General features: G+C 68.8%; 19 protein-coding genes and 1 tRNA gene. 15 read left to right on the forward strand and 5 right to left on the reverse strand.

The features are described from left to right. Window positions 1-34: 34 nt before the first annotated feature. Entirely contained in the window at window positions 35-2347 is a 2313-nt protein-coding gene (locus tag HRJ34_RS22230) for a TonB-dependent receptor (protein WP_208632420.1), read from the reverse strand. 226 nt (window positions 2348-2573) lie between these two features. Here HRJ34_RS22230 and HRJ34_RS22235 point away from each other — a divergent pair, with 226 nt between their 5' ends. The 7 genes from HRJ34_RS22235 (at window position 2574) to HRJ34_RS22265 (ending at window position 8861) form a co-directional block, all read left to right on the forward strand. Continuing rightward, window positions 2574-3587: a helix-turn-helix domain-containing protein gene (locus HRJ34_RS22235; protein ID WP_208632421.1), complete on the forward strand. Its 1014-nt coding sequence runs from the start codon at window positions 2574-2576 to the stop codon at window positions 3585-3587. A gap of 73 nt (window positions 3588-3660) precedes the next feature. Further along, on the forward strand, window positions 3661-5040 hold the full coding sequence (locus HRJ34_RS22240) for a metal-dependent hydrolase family protein (RefSeq protein ID WP_081663703.1): 1380 nt from the start codon (window positions 3661-3663) through the stop codon (window positions 5038-5040). A 65-nt stretch (window positions 5041-5105) separates the two neighbouring features. Continuing rightward, window positions 5106-5441 carry a hypothetical protein gene (locus HRJ34_RS22245; protein WP_011953058.1) on the forward strand — a complete coding sequence of 112 codons (336 nt, stop codon included), beginning with the start codon at window positions 5106-5108 and terminating at the stop codon, window positions 5439-5441. Window positions 5442-5464: 23 nt separating this feature from the next. Next, window positions 5465-5710: a hypothetical protein gene (locus HRJ34_RS22250; protein WP_208632422.1), complete on the forward strand. Its 246-nt coding sequence runs from the start codon at window positions 5465-5467 to the stop codon at window positions 5708-5710. Window positions 5711-5785: 75 nt separating this feature from the next. Continuing rightward, complete coding sequence (locus HRJ34_RS22255) at window positions 5786-7477, forward strand: copper resistance system multicopper oxidase (RefSeq protein ID WP_208632423.1); 1692 nt, start codon at window positions 5786-5788, stop codon at window positions 7475-7477. Then, window positions 7474-8499, forward strand: coding sequence for a copper resistance protein B (locus HRJ34_RS22260; protein ID WP_208632424.1), 1026 nt, complete (start codon window positions 7474-7476; stop codon window positions 8497-8499). Before HRJ34_RS22255 ends, HRJ34_RS22260 begins: the two co-directional genes overlap by 4 nt. A gap of 288 nt (window positions 8500-8787) precedes the next feature. Continuing rightward, window positions 8788-8861, forward strand: a tRNA-Gly gene (locus tag HRJ34_RS22265). A gap of 21 nt (window positions 8862-8882) precedes the next feature. Here the strand turns inward: HRJ34_RS22265 and HRJ34_RS22270 are convergent. Continuing rightward, the gene (locus tag HRJ34_RS22270) at window positions 8883-9749 is read right to left on the reverse strand and encodes a hypothetical protein (RefSeq protein ID WP_208632425.1); all 867 of its coding nucleotides are present in this window, start codon (window positions 9747-9749) and stop codon (window positions 8883-8885) included. 334 nt (window positions 9750-10083) lie between these two features. On the opposite strand from HRJ34_RS22270, the gene HRJ34_RS22275 reads away from it, so the two are divergent. The 3 genes from HRJ34_RS22275 to HRJ34_RS22285 all read left to right on the forward strand — a co-directional run bounded on the left by HRJ34_RS22275 (window position 10084) and on the right by HRJ34_RS22285 (window position 12177). Continuing rightward, a complete protein-coding gene (locus HRJ34_RS22275; RefSeq protein ID WP_011953002.1) occupies window positions 10084-10896 on the forward strand; it encodes a hypothetical protein in 813 nt (270 codons plus the stop codon). A gap of 131 nt (window positions 10897-11027) precedes the next feature. After that, entirely contained in the window at window positions 11028-11486 is a 459-nt protein-coding gene (locus tag HRJ34_RS22280; protein ID WP_208632426.1) for an Rrf2 family transcriptional regulator, read from the forward strand. Beyond that, the gene (locus HRJ34_RS22285) at window positions 11479-12177 is read left to right on the forward strand and encodes a class I SAM-dependent methyltransferase (protein WP_016746476.1); all 699 of its coding nucleotides are present in this window, start codon (window positions 11479-11481) and stop codon (window positions 12175-12177) included. Before HRJ34_RS22280 ends, HRJ34_RS22285 begins: the two co-directional genes overlap by 8 nt. A 19-nt stretch (window positions 12178-12196) precedes the next feature. Here the strand turns inward: HRJ34_RS22285 and HRJ34_RS22290 are convergent, their stop codons facing one another. Further along, the gene (locus tag HRJ34_RS22290; protein ID WP_208632427.1) at window positions 12197-14068 is read right to left on the reverse strand and encodes an acetyl/propionyl/methylcrotonyl-CoA carboxylase subunit alpha; all 1872 of its coding nucleotides are present in this window, start codon (window positions 14066-14068) and stop codon (window positions 12197-12199) included. Window positions 14069-14148: 80 nt separating this feature from the next. Between HRJ34_RS22290 and HRJ34_RS22295 the strand changes: the two genes are divergently transcribed. Continuing rightward, on the forward strand, window positions 14149-14556 hold the full coding sequence (locus HRJ34_RS22295) for an endonuclease domain-containing protein (protein WP_208632428.1): 408 nt from the start codon (window positions 14149-14151) through the stop codon (window positions 14554-14556). A gap of 17 nt (window positions 14557-14573) precedes the next feature. Here the strand turns inward: HRJ34_RS22295 and HRJ34_RS22300 are convergent, their stop codons facing one another. Together HRJ34_RS22300 and HRJ34_RS22305 are read right to left on the reverse strand one after the other, a co-directional pair. Next, the gene (locus HRJ34_RS22300) at window positions 14574-16175 is read right to left on the reverse strand and encodes a carboxyl transferase domain-containing protein (RefSeq protein ID WP_208632429.1); all 1602 of its coding nucleotides are present in this window, start codon (window positions 16173-16175) and stop codon (window positions 14574-14576) included. Window positions 16176-16347: 172 nt separating this feature from the next. Continuing rightward, on the reverse strand, window positions 16348-17493 hold the full coding sequence (locus HRJ34_RS22305) for an acyl-CoA dehydrogenase family protein (protein WP_011952997.1): 1146 nt from the start codon (window positions 17491-17493) through the stop codon (window positions 16348-16350). A 93-nt stretch (window positions 17494-17586) separates the two neighbouring features. Between HRJ34_RS22305 and HRJ34_RS22310 the strand changes: the two genes are divergently transcribed. The 4 genes from HRJ34_RS22310 (at window position 17587) to HRJ34_RS22325 (ending at window position 20073) form a co-directional block, all read left to right on the forward strand. Then, complete coding sequence (locus HRJ34_RS22310; RefSeq protein WP_029993807.1) at window positions 17587-18483, forward strand: LysR family transcriptional regulator; 897 nt, start codon at window positions 17587-17589, stop codon at window positions 18481-18483. 75 nt (window positions 18484-18558) lie between these two features. After that, window positions 18559-18912 carry a DUF1428 domain-containing protein gene (locus tag HRJ34_RS22315; protein WP_011952995.1) on the forward strand — a complete coding sequence of 118 codons (354 nt, stop codon included), beginning with the start codon at window positions 18559-18561 and terminating at the stop codon, window positions 18910-18912. Between the two features lie 13 nt (window positions 18913-18925). Beyond that, window positions 18926-19276, forward strand: coding sequence for a GFA family protein (locus HRJ34_RS22320; RefSeq protein WP_011952994.1), 351 nt, complete (start codon window positions 18926-18928; stop codon window positions 19274-19276). Then, entirely contained in the window at window positions 19276-20073 is a 798-nt protein-coding gene (locus tag HRJ34_RS22325) for a DUF72 domain-containing protein (RefSeq protein ID WP_016746472.1), read from the forward strand. The genes HRJ34_RS22320 and HRJ34_RS22325 overlap by 1 nt, the downstream gene beginning before the upstream one ends. Window positions 20074-20156: the final 83 nt, after the last annotated feature.

Raw genomic sequence — 20156 nt, forward strand, 5'->3', positions numbered from 1 at the left:
GTCCCCCGAGGATCATTCCCCAATATGCGGCCGTTTAGAAGCGCCGCCGGACTTCGAGGCCGACGGTGCGCGGCCGGATCGTCGTCGAACGGTCCGATCCGCCGGTCAGGTCGGTGTCGAGCCGCGGCGCCACGTCGAAGACATTGTTGAGGTAGAGGCGGACCTCGGTCTCGCCGTCGCCGACCGAGGCGAAGGCATTGACCACCTGATAGCCCTGGCGGAACTCGGCGCGGTTGGGCGCCGTGCCGGGCACGCCGCCGGGGAAGACCACCGACTGGATCCGGTCGAACTGGCGGCGCGAGCGGCTCTGATACTGATATTCGCCGCGGATCTGCCCGCGCCAGCCGTCGGCCACCTCGACGCTGTAGCTGGCGAAGCCGCTCAGCATCCATTTCGGCACGGCGAGCACCTGGTCCCCGTCCTGCGCGCTGGTGCCGAGCGCGGCGGTGGAGATCTTGGCGTCGCTGTAGGTCGCGGTGCCGCCGACCTGGAACGCGCGGGTCAGGTTGAACCGGGTCTCCAGCTCGGCGCCCTTGACGTCGGCGCTGCCGGCATTGCCGGTGAAGGCGAAGCCGCAGCTCGACAGGTTGATCTGCTGCTGGATCTTCTTCCAGTCGGTGTAGAACAGCGCGGCGTTGACCAGGACGCTGCTGCCGAACTGGTTCTTGGTGCCCAGCTCGTAGCTCCACAGATTGTCCGAATCGAAGGTGTTGGGCGCCGCCGTCAGGCCCAGCCGGGCGAGGTCGGTGGCGCACAGCGCCGGGTTGATCTGGAAGCGGTTCGGGCCGCCGGGGCGGAAGCCCTTCGCCGCCGAGGCGTAGATCAGGTTGTCGCGCGTCACCTTGTAGGAGATGCCGACCTTCGGATTGACGCCCTTCTCGTTGCTCTTGCGTCCGACGATCTGGGTCAGGCCGCCGTTGAACGGGCCGTCGCCGAGGATGTCGACGATCTGCTTGATCTGGAACAGCCGCACGCCGGCGGTGATGTCGAGATTGTCGAGCAGCTTGTAGGTCGCCTCGCCGAAGGCGGCATATTGCTTGGTGATGGTGGTGGTGTCGCCGACATAGCCGACCTCGGTGCCGATCACCGGGGTGGCGCCGGGGGTGGCCGCGATCTGGTAGAGCCGGTCGTCCTGGTGCGAATAATAGAGGCCCGCGATCCAGCTCAGCCGCGCGCCGGGATCGTTCGAGGCGAGGCGCAGCTCCTGGCTGAAGGTCTTGGTGCGGCTGGCCGACAGGTTGCGGCTGGTCAGCGGGTAGAGCGGCGGCACCAGCCCGCCGATGAAATAGCTGTAGTCGCGGACGAAATCGAGCTTGCGGTCGAAATAGGCGGTCAGCGAGGTCGCCTGGACCGCGCCCAGCTCCTTGTCGATCGCCAGACTGTAGATGCCCGCCTTGTCGGTGGTCGGCTGCTTGATCCGGTAGGAAGCGGTCAGCTCGGGCATGCCGAGGAAGAACTGGCCGGGATTGGCGAGCTTGTAGTGCTGGTAGAAGGCGGCCGGCCGGATCGACCAGCTCTCGTCGGGCTGCCACAGCAGCGACAGGCGGCCGACATAGGTGTCGGCATTGTTGTAGTTGGCCTGGTTGCGGGTGCTCAGCGACGGCTGCACCTGCGGCGTGTAGCCGGGAGCCGTGCTCGAATAGCGCGAGTTGGTGACGGTGCCGTCGGCGACATTGTCCACATAGCCGCCGTCGTGGCGATAGAAGACGCCGCCGCGCACCGACAGCTTGTCGGCGACGAGCGGCAGGTTGAGCACCGCCTCCGCATTATAGGAGGCGGAGCCGTGCGCGGTGGTGCCGATCCCGGCGGCGACGCTGCCTTCGGTCACGTTCAGCTTCGGCCGGGCGCTGACATATTTGATCGCGCCGCCCATCGAACTGCCGCCGTAGAGCGTGCCCTGCGGGCCCTTCAGCACCTCCAGCCGCTCCATGTCGAAGAACACCGGGTCGAAGGCGCCGCTGAACGAGGTGGCGATGGTGACGAGCGAGATGTCGTCGAGATAGATGCCGACCGTCGGCGCCGAGGCGACGGTGCTGATGCCGCGGATGTTGTAGTTGCCGAGGCCGCGCTCGGTGCCCGAGAAGGACAGGCCGGGGACGCTGCGCAGCACGTCCTTGACGTCGACCGCGCCGCGATCGCGGAGCTGGTCGCCGGACAGCGCGTTGACCGAGATCGGAACGTCCTGGAGGCGCTCGCGCGCCTTGCGGGCGGTGACGACGATGTCGCCGCCTTCGCCGTCGGCCGCGACGCCGTCCTGCGCGCGGGCCGGCGCGGCGAGCGCGACGGCAGAGACGGTGATCGCCAGCAGGGCGGGCAGGGAAATGGACTTGGCGAAGGTGGGCTGCATCAATTCGGTCCCCTTTTGAAGGTCGCGCAGGAATCTTCGGTCCATGTCGCGGGTCGATCCCAGACTGCGGGGGACGGGGCGGGGCGTCCTTTCCGAATCCCCGAAATATCTTTGCGAAAGCCAAAAGGGCGCTTCGGTCCGCGCCGGCGATGGCCGGTCCGCCCCGGCCGTTGTGGACAGGACCGGCCGCCGGCGTATAGTCTCCACCCTTTCCGGGGGAGCAGGCTTGAACGACAGTCCGATCCGCGATCATGGCGCCATCGATCCGACGCTCGGGTTGATGCTCGATGACGATGCCCGGAAATTCCTGGCCGGCCTGGCGCCCGATCCGCTGTCCGGCGCCCGGCGCATGCCGCGGATGCGGCCGTCCGACGCGGAGGCGTCGGGCTGGTTCCAGGGCATGACCGTCCGGCCGGGCTTCTCCTTCGTGATGACCGACGTCTATCGGGCGCGGAGCAAGGAGGCGATGTTCGTCAGCGACGATCATCTGAAGCTGCACTTCAAGCTCGACGGGCCGAGCGCGATCAGCGGCGCCAGCCGGGAGAACATGACCGTCGAGCCCGGCGTGATGGCCTTCCTGGTCCAGCCGCCGCGCACGGTGAAATATGAGACCGTGCGCGAGGATGCGCGGATGCGCTGCATCACCATGGTGTGCAGCCGCGAATTCGCCGGGCAGTTCCTGTCCCCCGTCGACGGCGACCTGCCGGCGCCGATCGTCGAATATCTCAAGGGCCCGGTCTCGCGCTTCGCCCATGGCTATATTCCGCTGCCGCCGCAACTCCGCGCGCTGGTCGAGGAGATGATGGCCCTGCAAGGCGATTCGCTCGGCCAGCTCATGCTGGAGGCCAAGGCGCTCGAGCTGCTCTACCTGGCGCTCCGGCAATTGTCGGGGACCAGCGCCGCCGCTCCGCGCGAGCGCGATCGCCGCAAGGTCCAGCAATTATGCGCGCTGCTCGACAGCAAGGAAGGCGGCGCGATGAACATCGCCCAGCTCTGCCGCGAGATCGCCTGGAACGAGACCCAGATGATGGAGAGCTTCAAGCAGATCACCGGCACGACGATCGCCAGCTATCGCCAGCGGCAGCGCATGGAGCAGGCGCTGCGCCAGCTCCGCACCACCGAGCTGTCGATCACCGAGATCGCGTTCGACGCCGGCTACGAGCATCCCAGCAATTTCGCCACGGCGTTCAAGCGGACCTTCGGCTTCTCCCCGCGGGCCGGGCGCGCCAGCCTGAACTGACCGGCGGGAGGGGGCACGAAAATGGGGGCATCCATAAGATTGCCGGGGCCCCGCACAGGTTTCCCGTCCGGCTTTGCCCCAGCCTTTCCCGCCACAGTGCCTTGCTTCCCAACGACCCCCTGAACCAGCGGAGACCGACGTGATCCTGCGCAACGCCTTCCTTGCCGCCACCCTGCTGATGTCGACCGCGACCTCGGCGATCGCCGCGACGACGATCGTCCATGCCGGCCGGCTGATCGACGGCAGCGGCGCCGCCGCGCGCGAGCGCGTCTCGATCGTCATCGACGGCGATCGCATCCGCGCGGTCGAGCCCGGCTTCGTCGAGGCGCGCGCGGGCGAGACGGTGGTCGACCTGTCGAACCGCACCGTCCTGCCCGGCCTGATCGACTGCCATGTCCACATCACCATGGCCTTCCACCCCGGCGATCCGATCCGCCGCGCGGTGACGCGGTCGGCCTATGACGACCTGATCGACGGGGTGAAGGACGTGCGCGCGACCTTGCTCGCCGGCTTCACCTCGGTCCGCAGCGTCGGGGATTCGACCGCCGCCGTCGTCGCGCTCAAGAAGGCGGTGACCGAGGGATCGATCCCCGGCCCGCGCCTGTGGGTGGCCGGTGAGGCGCTCGGCCCGACCGGCGGCCACAGCGATCCCGCCAACGGCCTGATCCCCGACATCGCCGAGCTGCCGCACGCGCGCGACGCCGTGATCGACAGCCCCGAGGAGGCCCGCCAGACGGTCCGCCGGCTCAAGCGCGAGGGCGCCGACGTCATCAAGATCATGCCATCGGGCGGCGTCATGTCGATCGGCGACGACCCCAACCTCCAGCTCATGCAGGACGACGAGATCAAGGCGGTGATCGACACCGCCCACAGTCTCGACATGAAGGTCGCGGCGCATGCCCATGGCAAGCAGGCGATCGACCATGCGATCGAACTGGGGGTCGATTCGATCGAGCATGGCAGCTTCGCCGACGCGCAGAGCTACAAGCTGTTCAAGCAGCACGGCACCTATCTGGTGCCGACCCTGCTGGTCGGCCAGCGCGTCTACGAGACCGCCAAGGCGCACCCCGAGCGGCTCAATCCCTCGACCGCGCAGAAGGCGATCGCGATCGCCCCGATGCTCCAGAAGAACACCCATGACGCGCATGCCGCGGGCGTGAAGATCGCCTTCGGCACCGACACCTTCGGCCTGTCGGCGCATGGCGAGAACGCGCAGGAGTTCAAGCTGCTCGTCGCCGCCGGCCTGTCGCCGATGGAGGCGATCGAGACCGCGACCGGCCATGCCGCCGACCTGCTGGGCAGCAAGGACGTCGGCCTCGTCCAGGCGGGCCGCTTCGCCGACCTGATCGCGGTGACCGGCGATCCGCTGAAGGACGTCGCCGCGCTCGAGCAGGTCGATTTCGTCATGAAGGGCGGCGACGTCGTCAAGGCGGACGGCAAGCCGGTTTCCTGACGCGGTCCGCGCGTCCGTCGAGTTCGGCATTGGATATCGCCGCGCGATCCGGTAGGAGAAGCGCGATGTTTCGTGCGCTTGCCCTGTTCCTGGCGGCCTTCGCGCTGCTCCTGTCGCCGGTCCTGATGGCCGACGCGGGCGCGGCGATGCCGGCGTCCGAGCCGGTCGCGATGACGATGGACGCGCATTGCGCGGGCATGCTGCCGGGCAAGCCGGACGGCAAGAACAGCCTGAAGATCGATTGCGCGGCGGCCTGCTCGGCGCTCCATGCCAGCGCGCCCTTCCTCGTGCGGGCGCCGTCGATCGGCGGCGTGCCGCCGGCGATGCTGCGCGTCGCCCAGCTCGACGGCATCGACCTCGCCCGCGAGACACCCCCTCCCCGAAACGCTCCCGAGATCTGAACACACATCTCAGGAGACTATCGATGAAGCTTATCATGACCGCGATCACGCTGGCGATCGCCGCTCCCGCGGCTGCGCAGACCGCCGCCGATCCCCACGCCCAGCATGCCGGCCATGCGGACGCCAGGCCCGCCGAGGAGGCGAAGGGCTGCTGCGACAAGATGGCGGCGAAGCAGGGCAAGGATTGCTGCGACAAGGCCAAGGGCGGCGACTGCTGCGACAAGGCCAAGGACGCCGCGACGTCCGGAACCGACGCGCACGATCATTGACGTGCGGGGAGGGGGCGGCTTGCCGCTCCCTCCCATTCGTTACACGCCCCCGAGGGCGAACTGGGACATTCGATCATGAACCGATCATGGGACCGGCGCGCGATGTTGCGCGCCGGCATATTGGGCGCGACGGCGGCCGGGCTGGGCCAGTGGCCGGCCTGGGCGCAGACCGGCACGCCGGGCATCGCCGACCCCCTGCCCGAGGAGTCGGGCGGGGACATCCACCTGCGCATCGGCCACGCGACGATGCGCATCGACGGCCGCGACCGGCTGGCGATCGGCATCAACGGCGGCGCCCCCGCGCCGATCCTGCGGCTGCGCGAGGGGCGGCCCGTCCGCATCCGCGTCGACAACAGCTTGGACGAGGAGACCTCGCTCCACTGGCACGGGCTGATCCTGCCCTTCCAGATGGACGGGGTGCCGGGCGTCTCCTTTCCCGGCATCGCGCCGCGATCGAGCTTCACCTACGAGTTCCCCGTCGTGCAGGCGGGCACCTATTGGTATCACAGCCATTCGGGCCTGCAGGAGCAGCTCGGCCTCTACGGGCCGATCGTGATCGATCCGGCCGGGACCGATCCGATCGCCAGCGATCGCCAGCATGTCGTGATGCTGTCCGACCACAGCCGGCTCCCGCCGCATGTGCTGTTCCGCAAGCTCAAGCAGGAGCCTGGCTATTTCAACATGCAGCGGCAGACGCTGGCCGGCCTGCTGGCGGGCCGCGACCAGGGGCTGAAGGACCGGCTCGACTGGGGGGAGATGCGGATGGACCCGACCGACATCTCCGACGTCACCGGCAGCACCTACGACTATCTGGTCAACGGCCATGGCCCGCGCGACAACTGGACCGCGCTGTTCCGGCCGGGCGAGCGGGTGCGGCTGCGGCTGGTCAACGCCTCGGCGATGACGATCTTCAACGTCCGCATCCCCGGGCTGAAGATGACGGTGGTGCAGGCCGACGGCCTGGACGTCCGCCCGGTCGCCGTCGACGAGCTGCAGATCACCGTCGCCGAGACCTATGACGTGATCGTCGAGCCGGCCGAGGATCGCGCCTATACGATCGTCGGCGAGGCGGTCGACCGTTCGGGCATGGCCCGCGCGACCCTCGCGCCGCGCCTCGGCATGGTCGCGGAGGTGCCGCCGCTGCGCCGCCGCCCGGTCGCCGACATGACCGACATGGGCATGGACATGAGCGCCATGGAAGGCTTCGAGATGGACATGTCGATGCGCAACCCGGCCAATGCGCCGTCGGTGGCGATGGGGCCGGGCGTGCAGACCCTCTCGCCGATGCCGAAGGACCGGACCGGCGAGCCGGGGCAGGGCCTCGCCGATGCCGGGCACAAGGTGCTGGTCTATCGCGACCTCGTCGCGCGCGAGCGCAACCCCGACGTCCGCGCGCCGACACGCTCGATCGACATCCACCTGACCGGGAACATGGAGCGCTACATGTGGTCGTTCGACGGCAAGACGCTGTCGGAGGCGCGCGATCCGATCCCGATAAGGGTGGGCGAACGGGTGCGGGTGAACCTGATCAACGACACGATGATGGCGCACCCGATCCACCTGCACGGCCATTTCTTCGAACTGGTCACCGGCCATGGCGACCATGCGCCGCGCAAGCACACCGTCAACGTAGCCCCGGGCGGGCTGGTCAGCTTCGACGTCACCGGGGTCGAGGGCGACTGGGCGTTCCACTGCCACATGCTCTACCACATGCATGCCGGGATGATGCGCGTCGTGCAGGTGCGGGCCGAGGGAGGCGCGGCATGAAGGCGCTCCTCATCCTCACCCTGCCGGGCCTCGCGCTGGCCGCGCCGGCCGTCGCGCAGCACGCGCACGATCACGGGTCCGGCATGGCGATGCCCGCGCCGGCCTCCCAGCCGGCTCCGGCCCCGGCGCAGGACGATCCGCACGCCGGTCACGACATGACGCCGGCGGCGGCCGATCCGCATGCCGGCCATGACATGGCGCCGGACGCCAAGCCGTCCGCGCATCGGCATGGCGCGCCCGCGCCGGCCCCGGCCGCCGATGCGACCGGCACCGACCTGCCCGCCGGAACCGCGCCGCCCCCGCAAGTCCAGCGCGACCGCCTCGCCGATCGCTTCTGGGGCGCGGAGGCGATGGCGCGCGCCCAGGCGCACATGCTCCACGAACATGGTTCGATGACGCAGCGGCAGGTGATCCTCAACCTGTTCGAGCGTCAGTTCCGCGACGGGCGCGACGGCTATCGCTGGGATGGGCAGGCCTGGTTCGGCGGCGACATCGACCGCTTCCTGCTGACCACCGAAGGCGAGGCGACGCGGGGCGAGGGCGTCGAGGCGGGCGAGGTGCAGGCGCTCTGGTCGCACGCGCTCGATCCCTATTGGAACCTGCAGGCGGGTGTCCGGCAGGACGTCCAGCGTGGGCCTGACCGCAGCTATGCGACCGTCGGCATCGAGGGGCTCGCCCCCTATTGGTTCGACCTCGAGGCGCGGCTGTTCCTGTCGAACAAGGGCGACCTGCTCGCCCGGTTCGAGGGGCATTACGACCAGCGCATCACCCAGCGCCTGGTCCTCCAGCCGCGAGTAGAGGTCAATCTGTCGGCGCAGGACGTGCCCGAGAGCGGCATCGGATCGGGCCTGTCGACGATCGAGGCGGGGCTGCGGCTGCGCTACGAGATCGTCCGCGAGTTCGCGCCCTATGTCGGCTTCAACTGGGAGAGGCGGTTCGGCGACACGGCCCGCTATGCCCGGCTGGCCGGCGAGGACGTGACCTCGAAGGGCTTCGTCGCGGGCATCCGCTTCTGGTTCTGATCCAAAGGGAGCGGGCGGGGCGCGATGCCCCGCCCACCCGAGGGGCTCGCAGGCCGGAGGAACAGGGAGCGGTTGCGAGGGGTGTGCTCCCTTCGCCCGGACCGCCGTGAAGTTTCGAGACGGATGGCCGCGCCATGGCGTAAGTTTCGCGTAAAGCGCCGCCAAGGGCGCGGGCGGCGCGAACAGCATTTGACGCTTTTCGAGGGCAGGGCTAAAGGCTGCTCACCACGGAGCCCCGACGAGGGGCACCGGATCACGCGGCCTCACGGCCGCCGGATCATCGATAGAGCGGGCGTAGCATAGTGGTAATGCTCTAGCCTTCCAAGCTAGCTAGGAGGGTTCGATTCCCTTCGCCCGCTCCAAACGCCAACGGGTTCCTTCCTTCATCGCCTTGCGGCGGGCGGCTTGTCCGGCGCGAAGCCCGGACCATAGCTGATCTCGGCGGTGCTGCGCGCGGCGGCGATCTGCGCCTGGCTTTCGTGGAGCAGGGCGGCCGCGCGGACGGCGCGCGCGGCGGCGATGCGGATGTCGTCGCTCGACATCCGGATGGGCTCGCGGGCGGTGATCACGCCGACGACCAGGCGATCGCCCTGGGGCAGCAGGATCGGTTCGCCCGCGGGCGCCCGGTCGAGCTGTCGCGCCAGTTCGGGATCGGCCTGGCCGGTGTCGATGGCGCCCTGGCCGCGCTCGGCGGCGATGCCGATCGACCGCAGCGCGGCCGCCGCCGCGTCGAGCGAGTGGGCGTCGGTCAGCACCGCCGCCAGCCGCCGCCGATCGCCGGGCGGCGCGAAGCCGAGCTGATCGAGGACCAGCCGCTGCCGTTGCCCGAACTGCAGGGGATGGGTGACGATATAGTTGCGAATCTCCTCAGCGGTCGGCAGCGGCACGGTCTGCGCGATCTTGTGACCGAGCATGCCCGCCAGCAACTCCTCCTCGTTCCGCTGCTTGAGCGCGAGGAACTGGGGTGTCTTGTCGAGCCGTTGCTCGCGCGCCGCCTGCACCTCCAGTTCGCGGTCGATCACGGCCTGGAGGATGGCCTTGCTCAGCGCCCGCCGGTCGATCGTCTCGGGAATGGGGAGTGGAAGGTCCTGCGCCTCGACGCTGAGCTGCTGCATGGAGATGTCGTTGCCGTTGACGATCGCGACGACCTGTCCCTTGGGGGTCTTGCCGCAGCCGGCGAGGAGGATGAGCCCGAGGCCCGCTCCCGCGACCAGACATGCCGATATCCCGCCTCTCGTCCTGATCCCCACGTCCGTTCCCCCTCCGGCCGCGCCGACCCCTCCGGTCGGATGCGGCGCCCCCTTCGTCAAGTACGACCTGTCGCCGTCCTGGAAAAGAGGTCGGTCCCCCTCATAGTCCGCGGCTCCCACAGTCGAAAGCCGACCATGATCATCTTCAACAAAGGTTTACAATTTCAGGCAATAAGCCGGATTGACCACCGTCGGGGAATCTTACATGCCGCTGGGCTGACGAAAACGACGTCCGCCACAGCCTGTTGAAAAGCCATGGCAAGATTTATTGGCGCGGAACTTGCTTCGTCATGGATGCGGCTTTGGGTCGTCGCGCCTGGTTGGGGGGATGGAAATGGCGAAGGGCTTTCGTGGCGTGGGCACGCGGATCGGTCTGGTCCTGCTGGGGCTGGCCGCCGGCATGCTCGCGACCGCTCCCGCGGGCGCGACGATCGATCCGATGCACCAGTTCATCGTCAACGGCGACTTCGAACAGACGACCAACGGCCTCGGCCAGCTTCGCCGCAACACCAACGTCGTGGGCTGGACGTCCCAGCGCGATGCGGACCATAATTACGGCTACACCTATGTCCTCAACAGTTCGACCGCGTCGAGCAGCGGATCGCCGGGCGAATCCACGCTGAAGCTGTGGGGTCCGGGCAAGGGCGTGAACAACGGCCTTTCCGCCAGCCCGACCGGCGGCAATTTCATCGGGGCCGATGGCGCCTATCATGTCGGCAAGCTTACCCAGACGATCACCGGGCTGATCGTCGGCCAGAGCTATCAGCTGAGCTTCAATTATGCCGGCGCCCAGGAATATGGCTATAATGGTCCATCGACCGATGGCTGGCAATTCGGCTTCCTCGGTCAGGACATCGATGAGCAGACCGCGATCCTCAACAACGTCAACCACGGCTTCACCGGCTGGCAGACGCAGACCTTCAATTTCGTCGCGACGCAGGCCAGCGACACGCTGTACTTCCTTGCGATGGGAACGCCCGCGGGCCAGCCGCCCTTCTCGTTGCTGGACAGCGTCTCGCTGACGGGCCCCTATGTGACCGCGGCGCCCGACGTCGCGACCTGGATGACGCTGGTCCTGGGTTTCGGCCTGATCGGATCGAGCCTGCGCAGGCTGGGCCGTCGCTCGCAGGCGATGCAATTCGCCTGACGACGCGCGGGCGCCACCGCACCCGTCTTCGCGTCCTCGCCTCTTCACCAGCACGGTAGCTTTTCCGGGAACGGGCCGGTGGCGGCCACGCGGCGATTGACATCGGGTTATTATGTACTATTTGAAGTTACATGAAACGCGATAGCCGATTGTCGGGCGTGCTCCATGTGCTGCTGCACATGGCGGAACAGGACGGCCCTGTGACGTCGGAGGTGCTGGCGAAGGCGATGGACACCCATCCGGTCGTCGTCCGCCGGGTCATGGCGGGGTTGCGCGAGCAGGGGCTCGTCCGCTCCGAAAAGGGCCATGGCGGCGGCTGGACGATCGCCCGGCCGCTCGACGGCATCACGCTTCGGGACATCTACGACGCGCTGGGCGGTCCCTCGCTGCTGGCGATGGGGCATCGGACCGAGGCGCCCGGCTGCCTGGTCGAGCAGGCGGTGAACGCGGCGCTCGGACGGGCCTTCCACGATGCCGAGGCGCTGCTGCTCGCGCGCTTCGGAGAGGTCACGCTGGCGATGCTCAGCGCCGACTTCCACGCGCGCATGACGGCCCGGCCGCGGGGCCGCAAGGAGATCGACCATGGCTGAGGACGGCGCGCTGGATTTCATGAAGGGATTCCGGGACGCGGAGAAGGTGGCGCACTATTCGGACGGGCCGCGCCGCTTCGTGCCGGGGCTGGAGGCGGTCCATCGCATGACCGGGCTGCTGCTCGCCGAGCGGGTGCCCGACGACGGCCGCGTCCTGGTGCTCGGCGCGGGCGGCGGACTGGAATTGAAGGCGCTGGCCGAGGCGCATCCCGGCTGGACCTTCGTCGGCGTCGATCCGGCGGCGGAGATGCTCGCGCTGGCCGAACGCACGCTCGGGCCGCTGATGGAGCGGGTCGAACTGGTTCAGGGTTATATCGACGATGCGCCCGCCGGGCCGTTCGACGGGGCGACCTGCCTGCTGACGCTCCATTTCCTCGACGCCGAGGAGCGCTGCCGCACCGCCGCCGCGATCCGCGAGCGGCTGCACCCCGGCGCGCCCTTCGTCGCGGTGCACGGCAGCTTTCCGCAGGAGCGGGGCGAGCGTAGGCTCTGGCTGTCGCGCTACGCGGCCTTCGCGGTCTCGTCCGGGGTCGATCCCGCGCTGGCCGAGAATGCCCGCGATTCGGTCGACCGCGCCGTCAACATGTTCACCCCGGAGCAGGACGAGACGATCCTGCGCGCGGCGGGCTTCGCCGAACTGAGCCTGTTCTACGCGGCCTTCACCTGGCGGGGCTGGGTCGGCACGGCGTGAGACGGCGAAGGCGGGAGGCTCAGTCCTCCGCCTTCTCCACCCGGGCGAGCATGGCGCCTTCGCTCACCTGGCCGCCGACGCTGGCCTTGAGTTCGGCGACGATGCCGTCGAACGGGGCGAGCATCGCCTGCTCCATCTTCATCGCCTCGAGCACCAGCAGCTTCTGGCCCTTGGTCACCCTATCGCCCTCGGCGACCTCGACCGCGATCACCTTGCCCGGCATCGGCGCCAGCAGCGCACCGTCGGACACCGCGCCGCCGCCGCCGGCATGGTCGGCGCGCGGCGCCTCGACCGGCCAGGTCTCGCCGTCGAGGAACAGCAGCGTCTCGCCGCCCACGGCGCGCAGCTTGCCGCCGGCCGCGCCGTCGTCGAGCGCGACCAGATGGCTATGCCCCGCCACCTCGACCTCGATCCGCCGCTCGGGCGCGGCATTGGCGCGGAAGCCGGTCAGGCTGGTCCAGGCATCGGTTGCTTCCGTCGGCAGCAGCGCGCGGGCGGCGGCCTGCTGCACCGCCGCCGACGGTTCGGCGGGGGGAACGAGCCGGTCGGCGTGGCGCTCGATGAAGCCGGTGTCGACATGGCCGGCGACGAAATCGGGATCGGCCGCCGCGCGCGCCAGGAAGGCGGCGTTGGTGCGGACCGGCCAGACCTCGACCCGCGCCGCCGCCTGGGCGAGCTTCGCCGCCGCCGCCGGCCGGCTCGGCGCCGCGACGATCAGCTTGGCGATCATCGGATCGTAATAGGGCGACACCTCGCCGCCCTCCTCGACGCCGCTGTCGACGCGGATGCCGCGCGGCAGGCGCAGGCGGGTGAGCGGGCCGGTCGACGGCAGGAAGCCGTTCGACGGATTCTCGGCATAGAGCCGCGCCTCCATCGCCCAGCCGTTGATCGAGAGCTGCTCCTGCGTCCTCGGCAGGGGTTCGCCCGACGCGACACGAAGCTGCCATTCGACCAGGTCCTGGCCGGTGATCGCCTCGGTCACCGGATGCTCGACCTGCAGCCGCGTGTTCATCTCCATGAACCAGATGCGGTCGGCGCGCAGCCCTTCGGAGGCGTCGGCGATGAACTCGATCGTGCCCGCGCCGACATAGTCGACCGCCTTGGCCGCCTTGACCGCCGCCTCGCAGACCGCAGCGCGGGTGGCCGCGTCCATGCCGGGGGCGGGGGCCTCCTCGATCACCTTCTGGTGGCGGCGCTGGAGCGAGCAGTCGCGCTCGAACAGGTGGACGACATGGCCGTGCCGGTCGCCGAACACCTGCACCTCGATGTGCCGGGGACCGAGGATGTACTTCTCGATCAGCACGCGGTCGTCGCCGAAGGAGGAGGCCGCCTCGCGCTGGCAGGACAGCAGCGCGTCGGCGAAGTCGGCGGACGCGTCGACCTTGCGCATGCCCTTGCCGCCGCCGCCGGCGACCGCCTTGATCAGCACCGGATAGCCGATCCGGTCGGCCTCGGCCTTCAGGTGGGCGGGATCCTGGTCTTCGCCCATATAGCCGGGGGTGACGGGCACGCCGGCCGCGACCATCAGCTTCTTGGCGGCGTCCTTCAGGCCCATGGCGCGGATCGAATGGGCGGGCGCGCCGACCCAGACGAGGCCGGCCGCCTCGACCGCTTCGGCGAACTCGGCATTTTCCGAGAGGAAGCCGTAGCCGGGGTGGATCGCCTCGGCGCCGGTCGCCTTCGCGGCCTCCAGGATCTTCGCCTGGACCAGATAGGATTCGCGCGCCGGGGCGGGGCCGATGCACACCGCCGCGTCCGCCTCGCGCACGAAGGGCATGGCGGCGTCGACGTCCGAATGCACCGCGACGGTGCGGATGCCCATCTTCCGCGCGGTGCGGATGATGCGGCGGGCGATCTCGCCGCGATTGGCGATGAGGAGCGAGCGGATCATAGGAGGTCTCCGTTGCGCCCCCAATTCCTCCCCGGTACGGGGAGGGGGACCATGCGAAGCATGGTGGAGGGGCAGTCCCGATGTTGACGGGTCCGAGAAAGACGGTCGAACGCGCACGCCGGCTGCGCCGCGAATTGACCTTGCCCGAAGGCCTGTTGTGGCGCGTGCTGCGTCAACGGCCGGGAGGCTTCAAGTTTCGGCGTCAGCATCCGGCGGGCGGCTATGTTCTCGACTTCTATTCTACGGAGGTCCGCGTCGCGATCGAGGTCGACGGCATGGCCCACGACATGGGTAGTCGATTGGAACGCGATGCGGTTCGCGATGCCTGGCTTGCGGACCGGAACGTGTTGGTGGCGCGCATTCCGGCCAAGGAGGTGTTGGCGGATATGGCAGCGGTTGTAGAGCATATCGTTGCCGTTTGTCGTCAGCGATTGCCCCTCCACCGTCCTGCGGACGGTCCCCCTCCCCGTTCCGGGGAGGAATTTTAGGTTTCGACGGGCCATATTCACATCCGAAACACGCCGAACTGCGCGCGATCGGGGATCGGGGCGTTCAGCGTGGCGGCGAGGGCGAGGCCGAGGACGTCGCGGGTCTGGGCGGGGTCGATGATCCCGTCGTCCCACATCCGCGCCGTCGCATAATAGGGATTGCCCTCGTCCTCGTATTTCTGGCGGATCGGCGCCTTGAACGCCTCGGCCTGCTCGGGCGTCCATGTGTCGGCGTCGCGGTGGACGGTGGCCAGCACCGACGCGGCCTGCTCGCCGCCCATCACGCTGATCCGCGCATTGGGCCAGGTGAACAGGAAGCGCGGCTGATAGGCGCGGCCGCACATGCCGTAATTACCGGCGCCGAAGCTGCCGCCGATCAGCACGGTGATCTTGGGCACGCTGGCGGTGGCGACCGCGGTCACCAGCTTGGCGCCGTTCTTGGCGATGCCCTCCGCCTCGTACTTGCCGCCGACCATGAAGCCCGAGATGTTCTGGAGGAACAGCAGCGGCACCCGGCGCTGGCAGGCGAGCTCGATGAAATGCGCGCCCTTGAGCGCGCTTTCGGAGAACAGCACGCCGTTGTTGGCGAGGATCGCCACCGGCTGGCCCCAGATATGGGCGAAGCCGCAGACCAGCGTGGTGCCGTAGAGCGGCTTGAACTCGTGCAGCTCCGATCCGTCGACGATCCGCGCGATCACCTCGTGCACGTCATAGGGCGCGCGGACGTCCTGCGGCACGATGCCGTAGAGCTCGGCGGGGTCGAACAGCGGCGCCTTCGGATCGGCGCGGTTGACCGGCGCGGGGGACGGCGGCTGCAGCGTCGCGACGATGTCGCGGACGATCAGCAGCGCATGCTCGTCATTCTCGGCGAGATGGTCGACCACGCCCGACTTGCGCGCGTGGAGGTCGCCGCCGCCCAGGTCCTCGGCGGTGATCACCTCGCCGGTCGCGGCCTTCACCAGCGGCGGGCCGGCGAGGAAGATCGTGCCCTGCTGGCGGACGATCACCGTCTCGTCCGACATGGCGGGGACATAGGCGCCGCCCGCGGTGCAGCTTCCCATCACGCAGGCGATCTGGGGGATGCCCTCGGCCGACATCTGCGCCTGGTTGAAGAAGATGCGGCCGAAATGGTCGCGATCGGGGAAGACCTCGGCCTGGTGAGGCAGGTTGGCGCCGCCCGAATCGACCAGGTAGATGCAGGGAAGCCGGTTCTCGCGCGCGATCTCCTGCGCGCGGAGATGCTTCTTCACCGTCATCGGGAAATAGGCGCCGCCCTTCACCGTCGGGTCGTTGGCGACGATCATGCAGTGGCGGCCCCGGACGCTGCCGATCCCGGCGATCACCCCGGCGCCGGGCGGTCCGCCCTCCTTGTCGTACATGCCGTTGGCGGCGAGCTGTCCGACCTCGAGGAAGGGCGAGCCCGGATCGAGCAGGCGATGGACGCGGTCGCGCGGCAGCAGCTTGCCGCGCGCGACATGGCGCTCGCGATGCGCCTCCGACCCGCCGAGCGCGGCGGTGGCGACACGGGCGCGCAGCTCCTCGGCCAGCGCGCGGTTGTGCGCGGCGTTGGCGGCGAAGTCCGGCGATGCGGGGTCGGCGAGGGTGGAAAGCCGGGTCATCGGATAAGCCCCTCCCTTTCAAGGGAGGGGGAAGGGGTGGGTGGCGAGCGCAGCGAGCCTTCCCCGATCGTCCCGGAGAACTCCGTGAAGGGGCATTGAGCCCCTTCACTCCGTACCCCACCCTTACATCCCTCCCCTGAAGGGGAGGGAGATATATGGTTGTGACGGCCGGTCATGCCCCGATCACTTCCCGGCCGATCAGCATGCGGCGGATCTCGTTGGTGCCCGCGCCGATGTCGAGCAGCTTGGCGTCGCGCATATAGCGTTCGACCGGCCAGTCCTTGGTGTAGCCCGCGCCGCCCAGTGCCTGGACGGCCTCGTTGGCGACCTTCACCGCATTCTCGCTGGCGAGCAGGATCGCGCCGGCAGCGTCGAAGCGGGTCGTCCGGCCGGCATCGCAGTTCTTCGCCACCGCATAGACATAGGCGCGCGCCGAATTGAGCGCGACATACATGTCGGCGACCTTGGCCTGCATGAGCTGGAAGGCGCCGATCGGCTGGCCGAACTGCTTGCGGTCGCGGACATAGGGCAGGACGGTGTCGAGGCAGGCCTGCATGATGCCGAGCTGGATGCCGGCGAGCACGGTCCGCTCATAGTCGAGGCCCGACATCAGCACGCCGACGCCGCCGCCGACCGGGCCCATGACGTTCTCCTCGGGCACCTCGCAATCGTCGAACACCAGCTCGGCGGTCGGCGATCCGCGCATGCCGACCTTGTCGATCTTCTGCCCGATCGAGAAGCCCTTGAAGCCCTTCTCGATGAGGAAGGTGGTGATGCCGCGCGAACCCTCGCCGGTCTTGGCGTAGACGACCAGCGTGTCCGCATAGGTCGCGTTGGTGATCCAGAATTTGGTGCCGTTGAGGATATAGCGGTCGCCCTTCCGGTCGGCGCGCAGCTTCATCGAGACGACGTCGGAGCCGGCCCCCGCCTCCGACATGGCGAGGCTGCCGACATGCTCGCCCGAGATCAGCTTGGGGAGGTAGCGGGCCTTCTGCTCGGCGGTCGCCCAGCGGCGGATCTGGTTGACGCACAGGTTCGAATGGGCGCCGTAGCTCAGCCCGATCGAGGCCGAGGCGCGGGCGACCTCCTCCTGGGCCACGACATGTTCGAGATAGCCGAGGCCGAGGCCGCCGTCGGCCTCGTCCACCGTGATCCCGTGCAGGCCGAGCGCGCCCATTTCGGGCCATATCTCGCGCGGGAACCAGTCGTCCGCGTCGATCTTCGCCGCGAGCGGGGCGATCCGGTCGGCGGCGAAGCGCGCCGTCGTGTCGCGGATCGCATCCGCCATCTCGCCCAGCGCGAAGTCGAAATCTGCCATGGCAACCTCTCCGATATTCCGAACCGCCCTGATAATTCAGTCGCGTCCATAAGAAAAATTGAAAGGGATGAGGGAACATCATAGACCATATCTATGGTGGACCGCTATCTGCTCCGTTACTTCCTGGCGGTGATCGACCAGGGCAATTTCTCCAAGGCGGCGGCGTCGTGCAACGTCTCGCAGCCGACCCTGTCCGCCGGCATCGCCAAGCTCGAAACCCTGCTCGGCCGTCCCTTGTTCATCCGCACCAACCGCCGGGTCGAGCTGACCGCGGCGGCGGTCGACCTCGCCGGCCATGCACGCCGGATCGAGGCCGAGTTCGCGGCGGCCGAGCGCGCGGTGCAGTCGGCGGCGGCGCCCGCGACGGTGCGGCTGGGCGTGCTCGGCTCGATCCCGGCGGCGTGGATCGAGGATTATGCCGCGCGGCTGCGCGACAGCGGCGGCGGCGAGCGGGTCGAGCTGGTCGAGGGGCGCGAGCGCGAGCTGGCCGAGCGGCTGGCGCGCGGCAATCTCGACGTGGCGCTGACCATCCTGCGCGGCGACAGCCGGCTGCCGGCCGAACGGCTGCTGACCGAGGGCTATGCGCTGGCGATGGCGGCGACCCACCGGCTCGCCGATCGCGACATGATCGACGGGGCCGAACTGGCCGGCGAGCCGATGATCGTCCGCCGCCATTGCGAGCTGCTGTCGGACACCAGCCGCTATTTCACCGCGCGCGGCGTCCGCCCCTTCTTCCCCGCGCGCGTCACCAGCGACGATCGCGCGCTGCGCCTCGTCCGCGCCGGGCTGGGCGTGACGGTGATGCCGGATAGCTTCCGCGCGCCCGGCGTGGTGCGCCCGCGCCTGACCGATTTCGACTTCACCCGCGACATCGGGCTGCTGTTCGGCGAGCATGCCGGCCGGGCCTTGCGCGACCGGCCGGCGATCCGCATCCTCGTCGACCTGATCGAAAGCCGACCGGTCGACGGATTCGCGCGGCGCGGCGTGTAGGATCGGGACCGCCGACTCCGTCCTTGTCATGCGGATGCGCTATGCTGCGGTCCGGGAAACGGGAAGGAGACGGACATGCCTTATGTGGACGGATTCATCGTCGCGGTGGCGAAGGACAAGCTCGACGACTACACGGCGCTGGCCGAACGGGCGCGCGACGTGTGGATGAGCCATGGCGCGCTGTCCTATGTCGAGGCGCTGGCCGACGACGTGTCGGTCGGGGAGTTGACCAGCTTCCCCCGCGCGGTCCATCTGAAGGACGACGAGACGGTGGTCTTTTCCTGGATCACCTATGAATCGCGCGAAGCCCGCGACGCCATCAACAAGAAGGTGATGGAGGACCCGCGGATGAAGCACGACATGGAGAATGCGCCGTTCGACGGGAAGCGCCTGATCTATGGCGGGTTCAAGACCTTCGTCGAGAATTGAGGGAGAGACGATCATGGCGTTCGAAGGAAGCTGTCATTGCGGCAAGGTGGCCTATACGGTCGATGCGGAGGTGCCGGCCCAGGCGATGGCGTGCAACTGCTCGCACTGCCGGCGCAAGGGCTTCCTTCTCGCCTTCTTCCCAGCCGCGCAGTTCCGGCTGGAGCGGGGCGAGGACGATCTGAAGAGCTATTTCTTCCACAAGCACGCGATCGAGCATCGCTTCTGCACGACCTGCGGCACCCAGTCCTTCGCGATGGGGAAGATGCCCGACGGCAGTGAGATGGCGGCGGTCAACCTGCGCTGCGTCGAGGGCGTCGATCCCGATGCGCTCGAGATACAGAAGGTCGACGGGGCCAGCTTCTGATGGCAGGCGCCATCCATGTCGGCGTCGGCGGCTGGACCTACGAGCCGTGGCGCGACAATTTCTACCCCAAGGGCCTGGCCCAGGCCCGCGAGCTCGAATATGCCGGCCAGCGGCTGACCGGGATCGAGATCAACGGCACCTATTACGGCACCCAGAAGCGCGAGAGCTGGCGGAAATGGGCCGCCACCGTGCCCGACGGCTTCGTCTTCACGGTCAAGGCGTCACGCTTCTGCACCAACCGCAAGGTCCTGGCCGACGGGGCGGAGTCGATCGCCAAATTCGTCGGGCAGGGGATCGCCGAGCTCGGGCCGAAGCTCGGCCCGATCCTGTGGCAGTTCATGGGTACGAAGAAATTCGAGCCCGACGATTTCGCCCGCTTCCTCGACCTGCTGCCCGCGGAGCAGGAGGGGGTGGCGTTGCGCCATGCCTTGGAGGTGCGGCACGACAGCTTCGTCTGCCCCGCCTTCGTCGACCTGGCGCGCGAGCGCGGCTGCGCGGTCGTGTTCGCCGAGCATGAGACCTATCCGATGATCGCCGACCTGACCGCGCCCTTCGCCTATGCGCGGCTCCAGCGGACCAGCGCCGAGGTGCCGACCGGCTATGACGATGCCGCGCTCGACCGCTGGGCCGGGATCGCCCGGTCATGGGCGGCGGGCGAGGCGCCCGAGGGGCTGCCCTATGCGGGTTCGCCGGCGGACGGCGGCGCGGACGGGCGCGACGTCTTCCTGTTCCTCATCGCCGGGGCGAAGGAACGCAATCCGGCGGGGGCGCAGGCGCTGATCGAGCGGCTGGGGTAGAGCATCGACCTTTCTATCTGACCCGCTCATCCCGAGGAGGGACCGAACGCAGGTGAAGGCCTGTCTCGAAGGACCTTCGAGAC

The sequence above is a fragment of the Rhizorhabdus wittichii genome (genome assembly GCF_017607425.1).
Lineage (GTDB): Bacteria > Pseudomonadota > Alphaproteobacteria > Sphingomonadales > Sphingomonadaceae > Rhizorhabdus > Rhizorhabdus wittichii.

What these genes read in the sequence shown, in the direction of transcription:
- HRJ34_RS22230 (WP_208632420.1), bottom strand. Translation starts at nt 2,347, where the DNA reads ATGCAGCCCACCTTCGCCAAGTCCATTTCCCTGCCCGCCCTGCTGGCG.
- HRJ34_RS22245 (WP_011953058.1), top strand. Translation starts at nt 5,106, where the DNA reads ATGTTTCGTGCGCTTGCCCTGTTCCTGGCGGCCTTCGCGCTGCTCCTG.
- HRJ34_RS22250 (WP_208632422.1), top strand. Translation starts at nt 5,465, where the DNA reads ATGAAGCTTATCATGACCGCGATCACGCTGGCGATCGCCGCTCCCGCG.
- HRJ34_RS22255 (WP_208632423.1), top strand. Translation starts at nt 5,786, where the DNA reads ATGAACCGATCATGGGACCGGCGCGCGATGTTGCGCGCCGGCATATTG.
- HRJ34_RS22260 (WP_208632424.1), top strand. Translation starts at nt 7,474, where the DNA reads ATGAAGGCGCTCCTCATCCTCACCCTGCCGGGCCTCGCGCTGGCCGCG.
- HRJ34_RS22275 (WP_011953002.1), top strand. Translation starts at nt 10,084, where the DNA reads ATGGCGAAGGGCTTTCGTGGCGTGGGCACGCGGATCGGTCTGGTCCTG.
- HRJ34_RS22280 (WP_208632426.1), top strand. Translation starts at nt 11,028, where the DNA reads ATGAAACGCGATAGCCGATTGTCGGGCGTGCTCCATGTGCTGCTGCAC.
- HRJ34_RS22285 (WP_016746476.1), top strand. Translation starts at nt 11,479, where the DNA reads ATGGCTGAGGACGGCGCGCTGGATTTCATGAAGGGATTCCGGGACGCG.
- HRJ34_RS22290 (WP_208632427.1), bottom strand. Translation starts at nt 14,068, where the DNA reads ATGATCCGCTCGCTCCTCATCGCCAATCGCGGCGAGATCGCCCGCCGC.
- HRJ34_RS22295 (WP_208632428.1), top strand. Translation starts at nt 14,149, where the DNA reads ATGTTGACGGGTCCGAGAAAGACGGTCGAACGCGCACGCCGGCTGCGC.
- HRJ34_RS22300 (WP_208632429.1), bottom strand. Translation starts at nt 16,175, where the DNA reads ATGACCCGGCTTTCCACCCTCGCCGACCCCGCATCGCCGGACTTCGCC.
- HRJ34_RS22305 (WP_011952997.1), bottom strand. Translation starts at nt 17,493, where the DNA reads ATGGCAGATTTCGACTTCGCGCTGGGCGAGATGGCGGATGCGATCCGC.
- HRJ34_RS22310 (WP_029993807.1), top strand. Translation starts at nt 17,587, where the DNA reads ATGGTGGACCGCTATCTGCTCCGTTACTTCCTGGCGGTGATCGACCAG.
- HRJ34_RS22315 (WP_011952995.1), top strand. Translation starts at nt 18,559, where the DNA reads ATGCCTTATGTGGACGGATTCATCGTCGCGGTGGCGAAGGACAAGCTC.
- HRJ34_RS22320 (WP_011952994.1), top strand. Translation starts at nt 18,926, where the DNA reads ATGGCGTTCGAAGGAAGCTGTCATTGCGGCAAGGTGGCCTATACGGTC.
- HRJ34_RS22325 (WP_016746472.1), top strand. Translation starts at nt 19,276, where the DNA reads ATGGCAGGCGCCATCCATGTCGGCGTCGGCGGCTGGACCTACGAGCCG.